11 protein-coding genes and 2 pseudogenes are annotated in these 17,427 nt (G+C 42.7%); 3 read left to right on the top strand and 10 right to left on the bottom strand.

Going from position 1 to position 17,427, the window contains the following annotated elements:
• The first annotated feature begins 301 nt into the window (after positions 1–301).
• A complete protein-coding gene (gene era, locus V7K41_RS14965) occupies positions 302–1,276 on the top strand; it encodes a GTPase Era (protein ID WP_334849301.1) in 975 nt (324 codons plus the stop codon).
• A 98-nt stretch (positions 1,277–1,374) separates the two neighbouring features.
• Positions 1,375–2,052 carry a response regulator gene (locus V7K41_RS14960; RefSeq protein WP_104908984.1) on the top strand — a complete coding sequence of 226 codons (678 nt, stop codon included), beginning with the start codon at positions 1,375–1,377 and terminating at the stop codon, positions 2,050–2,052.
• Between the two features lie 947 nt (positions 2,053–2,999).
• Here the strand turns inward: V7K41_RS14960 and V7K41_RS14955 are convergent.
• The 7 genes and pseudogenes from V7K41_RS14955 to V7K41_RS14925 all read right to left on the bottom strand — a co-directional run bounded on the left by V7K41_RS14955 (position 3,000) and on the right by V7K41_RS14925 (position 12,446).
• Positions 3,000–3,740: a DUF3891 family protein gene (locus tag V7K41_RS14955; protein WP_334849299.1), complete on the bottom strand. Its 741-nt coding sequence runs from the start codon at positions 3,738–3,740 to the stop codon at positions 3,000–3,002.
• Positions 3,741–4,085: 345 nt separating this feature from the next.
• The gene (locus V7K41_RS14950; protein WP_334849297.1) at positions 4,086–4,778 is read right to left on the bottom strand and encodes a manganese catalase family protein; all 693 of its coding nucleotides are present in this window, start codon (positions 4,776–4,778) and stop codon (positions 4,086–4,088) included.
• A 172-nt stretch (positions 4,779–4,950) separates the two neighbouring features.
• A pseudogene (locus V7K41_RS14945) lies at positions 4,951–5,248 on the bottom strand (GlsB/YeaQ/YmgE family stress response membrane protein).
• A gap of 584 nt (positions 5,249–5,832) precedes the next feature.
• Entirely contained in the window at positions 5,833–7,215 is a 1,383-nt protein-coding gene (gene hemN, locus V7K41_RS14940) for an oxygen-independent coproporphyrinogen III oxidase (protein ID WP_334849295.1), read from the bottom strand.
• Positions 7,216–7,425: 210 nt separating this feature from the next.
• Positions 7,426–7,740 (bottom strand): annotated as a pseudogene (locus V7K41_RS14935) (biliverdin-producing heme oxygenase); the annotation flags it as partial.
• Between the two features lie 543 nt (positions 7,741–8,283).
• Entirely contained in the window at positions 8,284–11,196 is a 2,913-nt protein-coding gene (locus tag V7K41_RS14930) for an AAA family ATPase (protein WP_334849293.1), read from the bottom strand.
• Positions 11,196–12,446 (bottom strand): helix-turn-helix domain-containing protein, encoded by a 1,251-nt coding sequence (locus V7K41_RS14925; RefSeq protein ID WP_334849291.1) that lies wholly within the window; start codon positions 12,444–12,446, stop codon positions 11,196–11,198. The genes V7K41_RS14930 and V7K41_RS14925 overlap by 1 nt, the downstream gene beginning before the upstream one ends.
• Positions 12,447–12,620: 174 nt before the next feature.
• Here V7K41_RS14925 and V7K41_RS14920 point away from each other — a divergent pair, with 174 nt between their 5' ends.
• Positions 12,621–12,869, top strand: coding sequence for a hypothetical protein (locus V7K41_RS14920; protein WP_334849289.1), 249 nt, complete (start codon positions 12,621–12,623; stop codon positions 12,867–12,869).
• Positions 12,870–13,179: 310 nt separating this feature from the next.
• On the opposite strand, the gene xylB is transcribed toward V7K41_RS14920, so the two are convergent.
• From xylB to V7K41_RS14905, 3 genes are all read right to left on the bottom strand, one after another.
• A complete protein-coding gene (xylB, locus tag V7K41_RS14915; RefSeq protein WP_334849288.1) occupies positions 13,180–14,646 on the bottom strand; it encodes a xylulokinase in 1,467 nt (488 codons plus the stop codon).
• Between the two features lie 150 nt (positions 14,647–14,796).
• Complete coding sequence (locus V7K41_RS14910) at positions 14,797–16,293, bottom strand: mannitol dehydrogenase family protein (RefSeq protein WP_334849287.1); 1,497 nt, start codon at positions 16,291–16,293, stop codon at positions 14,797–14,799.
• Entirely contained in the window at positions 16,250–17,407 is a 1,158-nt protein-coding gene (locus V7K41_RS14905; protein WP_334849285.1) for an ABC transporter ATP-binding protein, read from the bottom strand. The genes V7K41_RS14910 and V7K41_RS14905 overlap by 44 nt, the downstream gene beginning before the upstream one ends.
• Positions 17,408–17,427: the final 20 nt, after the last annotated feature.

Below are 17,427 nucleotides of genomic sequence, written 5' to 3'. Positions count from 1 at the left end.
ATCTAAAAACAAAACAAAGTCTAAAAATTCAGCAACTCTTAAGCCAGAAGTCAGAATTTATATGGGTTTGGTATGATTACTGATGAAATGAGGTAAACTTGGAGTTTAATTTTTTTAATATTCTGACTACTGAATTCTGACTCCTGAACACTACAACTAAGGTTATCTCAGGTGTAAAATATAAGTGTAGAGCCAGTAGTAGATTAAACCTCGGCAAAAGCAAGCAATCCCTAAAAATGCCAGGGTAATTTTATGCCTATTTTGTGTCTAAGAAAAAACCAAGTTATCCCAGCTATAAAATATGAGGGTGGAGCCAAAGGTGACTAGTATTGAAAATTACACTTTTTCTTTTTCAGGAGAAGTAACAATTCCCCAGGCTCCTCCTGAATTCAAATCAGGTTTTATCGGTATTGTTGGTCGTCCAAATGTCGGTAAATCTACTTTAATGAATCAGTTAGTAGGACAAAAAATTGCCATTACATCACCAGTAGCACAAACTACACGTAACCGTTTGCGCGGTGTATTAACTACATCAGAAGCGCAGTTAATATTTGTAGATACGCCAGGAATTCATAAGCCCCATCATCAATTGGGCGAAGTATTGGTGCAAAATGCCAAAATTGCCATTGAATCGGTAGATGTAGTGTTATTTGTGGTAGATGGATCTGTAGCTTGTGGAACAGGCGATCGCTATATTGCCGATTTGCTCAGTCGTAGCAAAACACCAGTAATTCTGGGCGCGAACAAAACTGACCAACAACCCACTGATTCGCAGTTTATAGATGATAGTTACGCCCAAATGGCCCAGTCCCATCAATGGGAAATCGTGAAATTTTCTGCCAAGACTAGTACCGGATTACCGCAACTTCAAGAATTATTAATTAAACATTTAGAAATTGGACCATTATATTATCCTCCAGACTTAGTAACTGACCAGCCAGAACGCTTTATTATGGGTGAATTAATCCGAGAACAAATTTTATTGTTGACTCGTGAAGAAGTACCCCATTCAGTAGCGATCGCCATTGATTTAGTAGAAGAAACTCCCAGCATTACCCGCGTACTTGCTACCATCAACGTCGAGCGTGATTCCCAAAAAGGCATACTCATTGGCAAAGGTGGAGCAATGCTCAAAGCAATAGGTAGTGAAGCCCGCGAACAAATTCAAAAGTTAATCGCTGGCAAAGTTTACCTAGAATTGTTTGTGAAAGTCCAGCCAAAATGGCGACAGTCGCGGATTAGTTTAGCAGAGTTAGGCTATCGCGTGGAAGAATAATAATTGGTCATTTGTCATTAGTCATTAGTCATTGGCAAGCAAAAAAGCAAAGGACAAAGGACAAATGACAAATGACTGATAACTTTTAATTAATAAAAATGTCTTTAGATACTCGCTATCCCTTAAATTTACCCGTCAATGCTCCGCCATTGCGCGTGTTAATTGTCGAAGACGATCCGATGATGCAATTGGGATTAGAGCAATCGTTGATGGCTCATCCTCAGTTGGAAATTGTTGGACAAGCTGAAGATGGTTATTTGGGAGTTCAAGCCGCACTGCAACTGAAACCTGATTTGGTGGTTATGGATATTGGATTGCCGCGATTGGATGGCATTGCCGCAACACAGCAAATTAAGGCGGCGCTGCCAGCAACTCATGTAGTGATGCTGACATCTCATCAAACGGAGACAGAAATTATTGCGGCACTATCTAGTGGTGCAGATGCATATTGTATCAAAGGTGCAAGTGTGGAACGATTGTTAAGTGCGATCGCAGCCGCAGTCGATGGTGCAGCCTATCTCGATCCTCAAATTGCACGGCGAGTAATTGATAATCTCAAACCGCCTTCACCCACCACCAACACCGCCAATTTATCTGGGCGCGAGTTAGAAGTTTTAAAGTTGATGGTAGACGGGTTGAGTAACCCAGAGATTGCCGAAAAACTCTATCTCAGTCCCAACACCATCAAAACTCACGTCCGAGGGATTATGAATAAATTAGCAGTGGACGATCGCGTGCAAGCAGCAGTTGTAGCACTGCGTTCTGGGTTGGTTTAGAACACAAATGCAACCCAATCCCTAATCCCCAGTCCCTTTTACTCCCATTTACAAGTAGAGGCGTACATATATTATATGTACGCCTCTATGGCTGACTAATTTGTTGCCAAGATTTTTGAAAGATAGTCTAATTCAATGTATTCTAGTTAAAAGAGTTTGAGAATTGATTAGGATCTGTATTAATAGGAAATAACAAAATTTCCTTGCCTTCTAAATTTGCTTTCTGGTGAAGCAAAATTGCCTTTACCAAAGAACAATATTTAATTGGAACCCATCTGTCGCTATAAAAGTAGACAGTTACTCGGCTCATTGCATACTCTTTCAACGGCAGTGGAAGAGACCAGGACAAGTCCACAGTTTGAACCTTACCTGTTGAGTCCATGCTTTGAACCTCAGTTGTTAAGTATATTTACTTTCACTCATTGGAATGAGAAAAAGGAACTATCATAAGTAATAACAATTTGCCTTAAAACTGCATCTTTAGATAAAAGTTAGAATAATTAAAATTGATCTCACAGCCTTGGCACTAAATGCGATCGGTACTTATTGTGTCTTTGCAGCTTAAGTTATATCCACAATACGACTCTCTCCAATAGTCATTACTGAAATCACCATTGCAAAAATATAAATAGTACAGCTTGGCGTAAATAAACATACCATTTCAAATGGTGCAAGAGCTTGGAATACAATTATTTTGACTTTTGACTTTTGACTTCCGCCTTGCGGTAGTAGGGATTTAATAGAAGAGTGCGATCGCATAACCTAGTTTCTTACAGCTATTTTCAGCTAAATAGCTGTAAGCTTTATGCATCTAAGTAAGTCGGTGCAATAAAACCAAACTGTGTGAAGAAAAGTAAATAAGGCTCAAACTCTTTCTCCCCCTGCTCCCTGCCCTCTGCCCCCTGCCCCCTGCCTTATCCCAACAATAATTATTTACGCCGACCTACCTAACTTTTAATGAATGTCCACTCTAGTACCTTGATGGGGGCTTCTTGTAGTGCTTGAGTTAATTCAGCGCTGCTCTCAAATTTCACCTGGGAGAGGTCGCAGGCTTCAATGTTGACCGTGAATTTATCGTCTTGGAAGGGCCAGGGTTTGACAACAACTAAGTTATCACTACGCTGCATGATGTCATAGCGCTCACCTTCAGGGCCCTTGCTAATTTCTAAAAATCTTTCATCGTCAGGTAGTTCTTGCTGACAGAGAATAAGCGAAAGGCGATCGCACCATTGCATAAATGCATAGGCCGCGTCAACTTCCTCCTTTTTGATGCCCAGTTCTTTACGCCAACGTTGCTGGTTTTGAAGTTGCTCGTCTAAAAGTTTATCTAATTTTGAAGACTTACCCCGGCTTGGCTCATTTAAACGGCTGATGTGCATGGAAATTAATAGAGCCACCCATCGTCCACGGTAAAGGGCATTCTTTGCCAAATTAGCCAATTTCTCGACACCTGCATCTAGATCGGCATTTGTGGATAGGGTGAAGTCCTTCGGCGCACCCGCTTCAGTCAGAATATCTTCTTCCCACTCTTTTTCTAGGTCATCGTGATGGGAAATTGCAGCTATTGTTTCATATAACCTTTCTGGAGCATCTTTGCGTCGCCATTGTCCCGCTAGTTCAGCTGCTAATAAAGCATGGGCACGATGATAAATGACTTCCCAACCATTTGGCGTAGCGTTGACAATCACAAGTGAATCTCCTGATTCTGGGTTTTGATTTTGAGTTGAATTAATTTCTGAAGTCAGAAATATTAGATTAGAAATTGAAACAGCGATCGCTCTAACTTTTTCAGTGTAGCTGAATATTTATAGCTATAGCTATTTTCAATTGAGTGTAATAGCCAAATACTCAGCGAGAATTCCCGACTTCTTAGAAAAGTCGGGAATATTTTTGCTTGCTAGATGTAGGTAAACATCCCAAAAATTGTTAAATAACGTAGGTAAAGAATCCACTTGAGGATTGGGATTTTTTCAGAATCTCCTAATCATCTGTTTACTCAAAATAAACCTATACTCTCACTGCAACCTATGCAATTAAGAATGGCTTTCTAGTGGATTAGCAATGTATTTGAACGTTGGTTCAGAATTCCAAGGACCACGCTCATCTTTACCGTTTCCGTCTGTAGATAGGTTGTAGTAGAGAGCAACAGTTTCATCTGGCTTAATATTACCAAAGAATGGATCTGTCAACTTACCTAGCGAATCTAGAGCTTTCATAAACATCTGAGTATGAGAAATTTCTCGTGTTAACAGATGGACTAAAGTCTCTTGGGTTCCTTTGTCTGTTGCCAGCTTGATCAATGATTCGTAAGTCTGACGAGCACCAGCTTCCGCTGCAAGGTTAGCTCTTAAATCACGTACTACATCTCCACCCTCATTCAAGTAACTTGCAGTCCAAGTATTACCTTGACTATCTAGAAAGTGAGGCCCAATCCCTCGTACTGCAAAGAGAGTACTCTTATAAGCCTCTGTTTGATCCACATTTTTGGTATGAGCTTCGATTAGTTTACCAACCATTTCTAAATGGCCAAATTCCTCGAGCGCAATGTCTTGCAGCATGTCTTTAATGCCAGCATTTTCGACATGGAATGATTGAACCCAATATTGAAGTGCTGCACTAAGTTCTCCAGTAGCTCCACCAAACTGCTCTAAAAGTAACTGAGCAAAACGAGGGTTTGGTTCACTAATGTTAACTGCATGAATCGGCTCTTTCTTGTGAAAAAACATAGATTTACACTTCCCAAAATTATAATGTTACAGAAAGGATCGGCTATTTTATTGTCTCTTAGTTTTTTCCAAAAAGAGCTAATCTCATCTTTAATAGCTTCTTTAAATTGGTGAACTAAAAGACTGATAAAATATAGTAGTCATGTCAGTGTTGATAACTGCCAATCAGCGATTATGCATTCCTGCTGCTTCTGATTAATCTCCATAGATAAATAGCAACAATTGTACCAAGCACAGCTACTAAAATACCAGGGATTAAACCAGCGCCAGCCGAAGTAATTTGCAGAGTTTTTGTTCGTAGCAAGGTAAACAGACTTCCACCGACGAAAGCACCAGTGATACCCAAAATCATAGTGGAGAGAATTTCACCACCTTGATAGCCAGGATAAATAGCTTTAGGGTAGGCGTAAGCCCGTCGTAGGCATCGCACCTGCCAAAAGTCCTAAAACTACCCAAGCAATAATACTCATAACCGCCTCAACAATCTCGCTTATATCTAAGCTATCAACTCTAATTCCAAATTCTTTCTACCAGATGGGGTAAATGCTAAATCCAAAAGTTATACAAAATGATTTACATCCAAATTAAATGAGAATTGCTCTTTTGACATTTTCATATTAAGCGCAATTATTTTGCATATTTAAGTTAGAAGTTATTAAAAATATATCATCAGAGATGTAATTACTTTCTGCAAAAAGAAATATTGATTAATCAATTTATTCTCTTTTATCTCTATCTTGAGACATAAAGTTTATATCTAACTTTGTGGGGATATATTAAAAATGTTATTCATAAAAATTTTGAATAATTTCGTTATAATTCATCATTAATTATCTATATCAATAATTAACCAAGCTTTTTGGACATTTTTTATTTAACAAGTTTATTGAAATCGCTTTTTGACTGCCTATCACATTTGCGCTGCAATTAATGCACCACGCAAATAAGTTCAAAAATAAAATCGGATTACTATAATCTTAATAATATCCCCTCAAATTTTATTTTTAAGGTAGATTGAAGGGATAATATGTGGTAAAGATTTGCAGAAGCGATATCAAATAGCGCGGGAAAACTTTGTCTGTCGCGTTTTTGTGTGAGTATCAAATATGACGGCAATGTTTCTTACTAGTAATCTACCGATGTCTGTAATCTGAATTTGATTTTTTGATAAACTGACTAGACCATCGGCTTCTAGTGGTTTTAACACCTCTAGTTCTTCAGAGAAATATTCATCAAAACTGATATGATATTTGTTTTCAATATCTTGTTTATGAAGTTGAAAGTGCGACATAATACCCATAATGACATCACGTCTGATGATGTCATTATGAGTGAGTTTGATACCTTTACTAACAGGTAAACTACCTGCTGCCAGTGTCTGATAATAATCCTTTAACTCCTTGTGATTTTGAGCATAAGCATCTTCTAACATACTGATGGATGTGGCACCAAAACCAAATAATTCTGTTTCGGCGTGTGTAGTATAGCCCTGAAAATTGCGTTTGAGGGTGCCATTACGTTGAGCGATCGCTAATTCGTCATTAGTTTTAGCAAAATGATCCATCCCGATAAAGAGATATTGGTTATTTGTCAATTCTTCAATAGTCATTTTCAGAATCTCTAACTTTTCCTCTGCTGGAGGTAGCGCCTCTTGAGGAATATTTTTTTGCGTCGGCTTTAGCCACGGGACATAAGCAAAGTTAAAGACAACAATTCGGTCAGGATCTAATTCAATCGTCTTTTTCAGCGTCTCTTGAAATGTCTCACGTGTTTGATAAGGTAAACCATAAATTAGGTCTACATTCACACTTTCAAACTTAGCTTCTTTGATCCAACTCATGACATCAAAGAGCATTTCTTCTGGCTGGATACGATTGACAGCTACTTGAACTTGGCGATTAAAATCTTGAATGCCAAAACTAATGCGGTTAAATCCAATCTGTCTCAGAAAGAAAATGTAGTTTTTATCGATATAGCGGGGATTAATCTCAATTGAGATTTCTGCTTGGGGATCGATGTTGAAATAGCGATTGATGTTTTTCCATAAAAATTCTACTTGGTGACGATCCAAGTAATTAGGAGTACCGCCTCCCCAGTGGATTTGCAGCACTTTTCTATCTCGATCGATTAAAGCTGCAGTGTTTTTAATGTCTTGAACCAAAAACTCCACGTAAGGTTTAGCAATATTCTTGTTGTTGGAAATTACTGTATTACAGCCGCAGAAGTAGCAAGCACTTTGGCAAAAAGGGATATGGAAATATAAAGAAAGAGGAGTTTTGCGTTGATTCGAGGCGGCGATCGCGGCCTTAAAATCAGTTTCAGTGAATGTTTCGCTTAACTCTGTAGCGGGCGGGTAACTGGTATATCTAGGTGCGCGAGTATCGTACTTTTGAATCAGATCCAGATCAAACTTGACACCAGGTAATAGAAAAACCATTGAGTTCCTTTCCAATGACTGGGGGGAGTGGGGAGTAGCGAGTAGGGAGCAAGAGGGAAATAAGGGACTTCCAATTTAAAAAATATCCCATCGCTTTGAGGGCAGGGGGCAGGGGGCAGGGGGCAGGGAGCAGGGAGCAGGGGGCAGGGGGAGGGAAAGTCGTTTTGATGGGCGTGAAATTGGATAATTTATTTTCTGGAGTTCCCTAAGCTATGACAAATGACTTAGGCTATTAAAAAGAATTTGACCGAGTGCTTTAATTAAACTTCCTTCTAACTCTTGAGCCATCTTTAAATTGAACCCAAAGGCATTATTGGCTTCTGCAACAATCCGTTCTGCTGTTATATCATCAACAGGCAATGCATTTAATGCCTGACGATACTTATCCTTAAATGCCTTTTTGTCAGGAATTTGCTCAAAGTTGTAAAAGGATGTGCCTTCATAGCCAGAAAGCTTCAGGGTTGACTGAGCAACTTTTTGTAGCATTTGACCCCCAGATAGATCGCCCATGTAGCGAGTGTAGGCAGCCAATTCCCATCTAGCGGGCTTTTTGGGCTTTTCTATCCGTCGAACTCACGTTAATCCAGAGTCCATTTACAACCATTTCAACGGTCAGCCGATTTCTTTTGATGTTTAATTGCTGATTGAGTAAAAAGCTAAGTCGCTAAGGATCATACCTGCAAACACAAGGGTGGGCTGCAATCATAAGTGTAGCGACCTACAATACTAATGTGGACTTCCCCGTGCAAAAGTACTATAAAACTATAAACGCCTTTTGATATATGGCTTTGAGCAATTGTTAAGAAAATCATGTTTCCATGTTTGGTTCTTCTGCCAATTTACGATCACCTGACATTAAGACCCAGAGCGCGTTTTGAATTGTGCCATGCGGATGTGCGCCTTATACATGACTATCTATATAAAGCTACAATTGTCGTCGATTTCATGTCTACTTATACCGAGTTGCATTCAAAAATATTAGTTTTGGCAGGCAAGGGGAGCAGGGGGGAAATACTACATCTGATTGCAACTTGGTATTACCTACACGTTTGAGCCATTACCTTTTTTTCAAGTAGAGATGGCGCGTTCTCTTACCCATTGCTCGAACAGAGGGATTTCGATGCCATCGCCTTGATCGGTATGCTCAATGACGTGGTAGCGCAGTAGGCGTTTGCGAGCTGCTTGGGTTTTCTCGTTCATAACTACTGAATGACCCTGTGCTAGAGCAACAAGTAACGCCTGACCTGCGGCAATTTCTTCTGAGGTGATGCCTGTAAATTCTGTCCAGATGTTAGTGAAATAAGGTTCTCCTGACGTAAAACCATCTTGAATTGCCGCTTGGAGTAAGTCAATAGTAGCGAGTTGAGTTTGCTGAAGGTTTGCTTGGGTGACAAGGGTGGAGCCAAGGAGTTGGAGAAGATAGGGTTGGCAGCGGGTGATCTGGAGAATTTTTTCGATCATGCTTGTATCGTAGCGGAGGGCAAATTCTGGATCAGGATTTCTGAGTAGGTCTTCGGCTTCGGCTGGTTGCAAATAGAGCATTTCAATCGGAACAACGCTGATGAAATAGCTGCTCCAGTTGGGGCCGAGTTCGTTGAGAGTTTGCACGCCGGAGAAGAGGAAGCCGAGTTTGTCGTTGTGCTGAATTAGACTCCGCAGTTCGTCAAATAGGCGTAGGCTGATGCGTCCTTGCTCAATAGCAGTGCCGATTTTTTCAAACTCATCTAGGTTGAGGAGCAGGCGGCGATCGCCTATGTCGGACAATGCTTCATCTAACCAGTCTTCTAGGGTGGGGTAAGGATTCTGATAGAAATCTAAGCGTTTGGGAATAGCAGGAAGCCTCAGTCCTTGGCTACGAGTATCTCGGTGAATTGCCTGAACTAGACCGTAGCAAAAATCGCCATCGCTGTTGCTAATGCCTGCTCGTTGCAAGTCGAGGTAGACGGGTAGTAAGTCACTGGGTAGCAGACGAGGCAAGTTGAGTAGGAAAGAGGTTTTGCCACAACGACGGGGGCCATGTAGTACTAGCGTGGGACGGTTGCGATCTAACACGAGGCGATATACATGGTCTACAAACGCTCTTCGTCCTTTGAAGAGATGCGATCGTTCTGTCCGTAACGGATTGCCGAACTGAAAGGGATTGAGTAATTCTCCTTGAGATAGTCTTTGTTGTTGTTCGATTTCGAGTTGCAGAATACACTGCCAGCGTTCAATTACAGGCTGCCAGCGCTTAATTGTTCCTAGTTTAAAACCTAATCCTGGTAACTGAACTTGCAGCCTAGTTAATTCATTGAGAATCCGTTCCAAACCTCGTTCTCGAAGTGCTGCACTTCCAGCAGTGGAGGCAGCCTGCACATCGTTAGCCGTTTGTTGCAGGCGAGGAAACAGGACAGAAAGTTCAGGAATCAGTGACGAGTTTTGTTGTGGCAGTTGATCTACATCAGGTTCAGGTTGATAAAACGAGGGGATGAGTAGGGGAAGTAAGGGATGCTCTAGGTTAGCTGTCGCAACTAGTTCTGGAATGTCATTAACTACTGCTAATTGATCTGCCACGATTTTGGGCAGAGCTTTTTGAACAGTGAGTTTAGCTCCTGGTATAGACAAGGCTTGCAACTGTTGAAAAATATCCAAACCTACAGCTGCATGAACACGAAAAGCATTAGCTAGAAGATAAGCATGGTTAGGAAGAGGTAGCCAGAGTAGTTCAGTAGTGTATGGAGGTAAAGATTTTAACCAGTTCAGCAGATTGAGTCTCAAGAGTTTGAAGAATCGATTTGAACAAATCAAACTAATTAGAGCTAAAACAAAATAATCAGGCAAGAGACGATAGTAGGTTCCTAACGTCACAGGAATGACGAGAAATGCCTGAATACCAAAACTCTGAAAACCGAAAATAACCAACACTCCTGCAACGATCACACCTAACCACTTGTATCTTATAGAAGCGAGGCAAAATGCAATCAAACCGCAGGCAATCAGAAAAATAGGTAAAGGTAAGCTAATGATACTTGCCATAACACCTCCCACAATGCCTGCTATGGTACTCGTCCCTAAGCCTGCTGCAATGCCACTCCCGATCATTCTCCCTGTTAAAAAACTGACTGGCCAGCCACTTCCTTGATTACTACTTTCTTTTGCACTATTGCTTTGATCGTCATTGTTACTACCGTTGTTTAAGACAAGTATGAGCGCACCACCCGCTACAACTCCGACAATGCCACCTAATACCGTACCACCTACAATACCACCTGTCATTTTGTCTATTGCACCGCCGATCACGCCACCTACTATCCCAGTTGGTAGGCTAACCACTATTGCATAGAATACAGAGAGTAATCCACCGAATATTGCCCCTAGCCCTACGCCTAGCCCTACACCAATTACAATTCTGAATACAACACCAAACAAGTTAAATAAAAATAGCAGGTAAATAAAGTAAATAATTAGAGGTAAATTTATCGCAAGTGTTCTGCCAAATACTTTTTGTATTGCAAATCCAAAATGGATTTTAAACAACAAGGAACCCCAAGTGATGAGTGGGGTGAGAATTGAAGAAGTGAAAGTAGATACAATGGCTACAGTGCGCTCGACTGTCTCAGCATAAATTGTAGGCTGATACCAGTAAATCAAGGCAATTAATATAGGTAAACACCAGCCAATTCCAGCGGGTAGCAACCAAAAGCTTAATCCAAAACTACCTGCTATGGATAAAGGTAATAACAGCCAATTGTTTAAAGTTTGATTGTTATTTATAAGTAGTGGCAGAAGAGACAAGCTCAGACAAGTAGCAAATAAAAAATATTGGGCAATAAACCGACTATTAGACATCAGAATACTCATTGCAGAGGTATCTAATAGTCCCTGTCCGTCTTTTTTCGTTTCTCTATAAGTTGTCCACTTATTCATTCGTTGCTGAAGCTTAGAAGGACAGTACAGCGACCAGTAGAACAGTTCCCAAGTTTCTCGTAAAAACCGTATCATTACTGCCTCCGTACAAAATCAGCAAAAGCGGTACTAAATAATTTACCATCAGACCGCAATAACCCATATCGTTGCAAGCGATCACTCATCGCCGCAGTGGGTTTCATAAATCCCGCCATTTCTGCTGCAAATCGCAAGGCTTGGCGTTCTGGTTCTTCTAAATTCTGCCAGAGTTCTTGAAAGCGGTCTGTTGCTTGAAAAATAAATTCAGTTTTTGCCTGCTCAGGATTTTCATACTGCCATAATAGCGAAGCCGCCATCTGGACATAGTGAGGAAACCCACCTGTTAAATCATCAAGCCAGTCAAGGTTTTCTGGAGGCACTTTCTTAGGTGCAAACCCATCACAAACTAATTGCTGCCAAGCGTCTTTTTCTAGAACACCGAGAACTGTTTTGCTGAAAATATTACTAAATGGTGAAGTGAGATTGAATTGGTTGTAAACTTCACTTAGCGATCGCTTACTAGCAATCACTAGTGCAAACAAATCGTCTGACGCTTTTGCTCGCCAGTCTTCCCCCCAATCCTGAAACTGCTCCAATCGTTGTCCAATTCTCTCCAGTTCATCCAGCATCACAATTAAACGATATCCCTTTTTACGGAGAGCCGTTAGTCCATTATCAACCTCGTAGGGATTGGTATTGTCTGTATTTGACCAAGGTACTGTTCCGGTAAGTTTAGCAATTTCGTGCCGGAGTCCTTCGATTATTCCTTCTGGACTGTGATATCGATGGTTTTGCAAATCCAGTGAAACAATGAGTGGATTTTGTCCGGTTAAGCAAAACTCCTCTGGACGTTCTTTGATATAGCGCAACAAAGAACTTTTGCCACTGCGACGGAACCCCACAATATTGATGCTCTGGCCACTTAAGGCTCCAATGCGGTTCTTCACATCTGCGATCACCCGTTTCCGTCCATAGAAGCGATTAGGAGGGACAGGCGTACCGTAAACAAAGGGATTGCTTTGTGGCTGTCCGGTTTTGTCCGTTAATGGATATGGTGAATTAAACTCTATAATTTCTCTAAACTCTACTCCTAACGCTTGGCAGATCGCTCTTGCTGTGTTTTCATCAACAGGTTGCTCTCGGTTGAGAAACCGCCTAACAGTCCGCTCATCCACACCAGACTCAATAGCTAGGTCAAGCTTTCTCCAGGATCTAGCCTCACAATTGCGCTTGGATGCCAACGCTTGCCTTAGCCTCTCAACACCTTCTTCCGTTGCTAGAACACCGCGATCGCGTCTTTCACTCATTTACTATGCACATAGCAAAAGCTACTAACATCTTACTAAAGTACTTCGCGGTTTCTACAAACTTCAGACAAAATCGGGAACTTTTTATCTACCCCAAACTGTCCCAAAACTTCCTGAGTGAATCATCTAAGGTAACTTCATCGGCAAATTGATATCACTCAAAGGAGAAACCCGATGCCAAATACCTCAATCACTACTCAAAGTGCGAATCCTATCCATCAATCTATTCAGGGCGTTGTTGCAACCCCGAATCCTGTTGAGTCACCTTCTGCTTGGATGCAATACGGTACTAGCCCCACTGAGATCATTTTGGCAACTGCGATCGTCATTGGAGCTGTTGCTACTGTGATTGGGGCGATCGCAGTTTTGCTGCAAGTGTTAGTGCCTGTGATGCAGTCTAGATCTCAGCATCAGCAGAAGTAACCATTACAACCCTCTCTTTCAAGGGGAGCCAGTGCTACGCAATGGTTTCCCTGAAACTCTCCTTTGATCAAATGAGATACTTCTGGCTGGGTAAATTTTAGCGGCTACCACTTTAGCTTTTGGGTGATTCTCCCCATTGTGGCTCGACTTATTTTGACTCCAGCCTTTTGTTGTAAGCGATCGCACTTCACCTCCCCAGTTAAGCCAATTCCCATCTAGCGGGCTTTTTGGGCTTTTCTATCCGTCGAACTCACGTTAATTTATTTTCTGGAAGTCCCTAGTTCAGGGTAACTGTAAGATAATTTAATGCTCAACGAACAGCTTTCAAGGTATCGTAAAGCAGCTTGTAGCGGTTAAACCCTGCTTCATACAAAGTATTTGTCTGCGCCTGTACTACATTACTATCCTGCGGTAAAATCTTGAGTGCAGTTTCTAAATTGGGGTAAACACCAATCCCCACCATTGCTAAAATAGCTGCTCCGTAAGCGGCTCCTTCTTCGGCTTTGGGAGCAATGAGTTTTGTTTGCAAAACATCTGCCAAAATTTGTAACCAGATGTGAGAACGTGCGCCTCCACCGGTTGCTAAGAGTTGATCGATGGGAGTGATCGCACTGATGACTTCCAACGCTGAACGCAAGCTAAATGCAACCCCCTCCAGAACAGCACGAATGATATCTGCCTGGGTATGAGCTAATGACAGATTCACGAAAGCACCGCGAGTATCTGGATCGAGGTGAGGACTGCGTTCTCCTGTGAGGTGGGGTAGAAATAGAACACCACGCGCACCAGGCTGCGATCGCTCTGCCATATCCATCAAATCGGTGTAGGATATATGCGGTGCAAATGTATCTCGATACCAACGCAGAGAACCACCAGCCGCCAGCGTCACTCCCAGTAGATGATAGCCGCCATCAACATGACAGAACAAATGCACCCGACCTTCGGGATCGGGAATTGGGCGATCGCACGGTGCAAAAATAACTCCCGATGTGCCAATACTCAAGCTACCCCGATTGAGGTTGCTCGATGAGATGCCCAAACCGATGGCTGCTGCTGCATTGTCACCTCCACCTGCAATTACAGGTAATCCCACAGGTAGTCCCACGCGGGTAGCTATTTCTGGTTTGAGTCGTCCGGCGATCGCGGTAGATTCGATGACTGGGGGGAATAACGCGGGGTTGATATCGAGAGCATGGAGAATATCTGTATCCCATTGCCGATTTGCTAAGTTCAAACAGCCTACACCAGAAGCATCTGATGGTTCTGTAAATGGTTCGCCAGTTAGCACATATCCGAGATAATCTTTTGGTAAAAGAATCCGCCACAACCGAGTGTATGCTTGTGGTTCTTCAGTCCGCAACCAGAGAAGCTTCGGCAGTTGAAAACCAGTAATTGCCGGATTTCCAGTGCGTTGGATTAATTCCTGCCGGGGAATAGCGGCTTCAATCTCAACAACAGCTTTACCTGTGCGCTGGTCATTCCACAAAATTGCCGGTCTAATCGCTTTGCCCTTTGCGTCGAGAGCAACCATACCATGCATTTGTCCAGACAAACCGAGGGCAATCGCTCGGTATCCGTCTAGCTGTTGAGTAACATCGAACAGAGCATCCAAACTGGCTTCCACCCAATCCGATGAGTTCTGTTCCGTCCAACCGGGTTGTGGAGTTAACAGGGGATAGCTTCTGGTTGCTTGAGCGATAATTTGCCCTTGCAGATCGACTGCGATCGCCCTCACTCCTCCTGTACCCAAGTCTAAGCCAACTACAATGTCAGTCAATTGCCCCTCCCAAGTTATACGCTCTATATATTTTCTCTCTGCGACCTCTGCGCCTCTGTGGTTTAATTTATCGAACCGCAGAGGCACAGAGAACACAGAGACAAGAAGTTAGAAAGGAATTTTATGACAGGTTGCGATTTTCATCTCTAATTAAGTTTTCTCTAAGAATCGGATTAATGTTTCTTTAGCTCCAAACTCATACAATTTGCGTAAATGGTTCGCAACTGCATCGGCAAAAGGCGACTGCGATAAATCGCCAAAAATCTCAGTCAGGTTGAGCAATGGTTTGGCATCGGAACCACTAGAATGAGCTAGTTGAGTCAAAGTACCTGCTATTGGGTCATCAATTGGGATGGAGTTACCTTGGTCATCGTATCCATTCAGGTAACGGAACCAAGCAGCAACCGTTAAGCTCATGTAATCAATCGCCACATTTTTGCGTAGTGCGTCACGAACTGAGCCTAAAACAAATTTTGGCATTTTGGCAGAGCTATTGAGGCACAGACGCGGCAGTTGGTCGCGAATCTTAGGATTGGCAAAGCGTTCAATTAAGGTCTTTTTATAATCGTCCAAATCAATCCCCGATACAGGTTGGAGTGTGGGCGTAACTTCTGCCATCAAATTATCGACGGCTTGCCGAATTAACGGATCTGCCATCACCTCATGAACGTAGGTGTAGCCTGCCAAAGTGCCGAGATAGCCAATCAACAAGTGACTGGCGTTCAATAGCCGAATTTTCATCATTTCGTAGGGATGAACATCATTAGTCATCTGCACGCCAACAGATTCCCAATCAGGTCTACCTGCGCTGAAATTGTCTTCGACTACCCACTGAAGAAACGGTTCGGCAACAACTGGAAAGGCATCATCGATGTTAAACTGTTCCGCCACCATTTTGATATCGGCTGGGGTTGTGGCGGGGGTAATGCGATCGACCATGCAGTTAGGAAAAGCAACCCTTTCGGCTACCCAACTTCCCAACTCTGGGTTCTGCATTTGGGCAAATGCAGTTAACATTTTGCGGGCAATGTTACCGTTACCTTGGAGATTGTCGCAGGACAACACAGTAAATGGTGCTATTCCCAGTTGACGGCGACGATCGAGGGCTGCTGTCAAAAAGCCATATACTCCAATTGGCTCGTTAGGATGCTGCAAATCGTACTGGATAGTCTGGTGATTCGCATCAAATTCACCACTACCTTCAATATAGTAGTAGCCTCCTTCGGTAATGGTGAGGGTAACGATGCGGCATTTAGGATCTGCTAAGGTGTTGATCGCTGCTTGGCGGTTATCTGGGGCAAACAAATATTCTGTAATTGCTCCAATTACACGAGCGCGATCGCCTTCTGGGGATCTTTCAACTAAGGTATATAAACAATCTTGTGAATTCAGTGCATCCCGCATTCGTTTGTCGAATTCCAGTAGCCCAACCCCGCAGATTCCCCATTCACTACCGGGATTTTGATGAAAGTAATTATCCAGGTATAATGCCTGATGTGCGCGATGGAACCCGCCCACACCGATATGGACAATGCCGTTAGTAATTTCATGGCGATCGTAATTGGGTACGCGAACGTTATTTCCTAAACGAGACAGAGATGCTTCATTCAGCTTGATTGCTGAGTCTGTGCTGATATTGCTGTTCATGGGATTCATTCTGGGTTAAGTGGTGACGATGAACTTTGGGAATGGCTTCACCGTCGCGATCGAACAAATGGCAAAGCTCACCATTAATGTAAATCGGAACATAATCGTGCATAATGGCTGGATTATCTCCATCTGTTTGCACAACTATAGTTTCGCCACCCGCAATTTTGATGTAGAGAAAGGTTTCTCCGCCTAATCGTTCTACGACTAATACTTCGCCATTCACGCTTGGGTTACTTTGATCGAGACGCAGATGTTCGGGACGAATCCCTAATGTTGCTCTATCCCCAACTGACAGGGTTTTAGGTTTCACCGGAATCATCACGGTTGCGTCACCAGGGAGTCTGACTGTTGCCCCAGAGTCATTGACAGCTGAAACTGTCACCGAGATAAAGTTCATTTTTGGTGAACCAATAAATCCGGCGACGAATAGATTGCAAGGATGATGGTACAGTTCCAGAGGAGAACCTACTTGTTCGATGATGCCGCCCTGCAATACCACAATTTTGTCGGCAAGGGTCATTGCCTCAACTTGATCGTGGGTAACATAAATCATCGTGGCTTGCAGGCTGTCATGTAAACTAGCAAGTTCGATCCGCATCTGCACCCGCAAAGAAGCATCCAGGTTAGACAGTGGCTCATCAAACAAAAATACTTTGGGATTACGCACCAAAGCACGACCGATCGCTACCCGTTGGCGTTGTCCTCCTGATAGTTCTTTGGGCTTGCGGTTCAAAAGCGGCTCTAGTTGCAGGATACGAGCGACTTCACGTGCCCTTTCGTAGCGCTGGGCTTTTTGCATACCCGCAAGCCGGAGGCTAAATGCCATATTCTCTGCCACAGTCATGTGAGGATATAAGGCGTAGGTTTGAAACACCATTGCCAAACCGCGTTTATCGGGTGGCACATCGTTGACTTTTTGTCCATCAATAAGTAGATCGCCGGAGGAAATTTCTTCTAATCCAGCAATCATGCGGAGTAAGGTTGATTTTCCACAACCGGAGGGGCCGACGAAGACGACAAACTCGCGATCGCTCACGTCAAGATCGATGCCTTTGATGATCTCTGTGTCGGCGTAGGTTTTATGGATATTTCTTAAAGCAACTGTTGACATAAAATTGTTTCGATTAAGGG

The organism is Nostoc sp. (assembly GCF_036917415.1).
Taxonomy (GTDB): domain Bacteria; phylum Cyanobacteriota; class Cyanobacteriia; order Cyanobacteriales; family Nostocaceae; genus Nostoc.
Note: the sequence above shows the minus strand (reverse complement) of the source record. Positions and strands in the feature narration are given on the sequence as shown.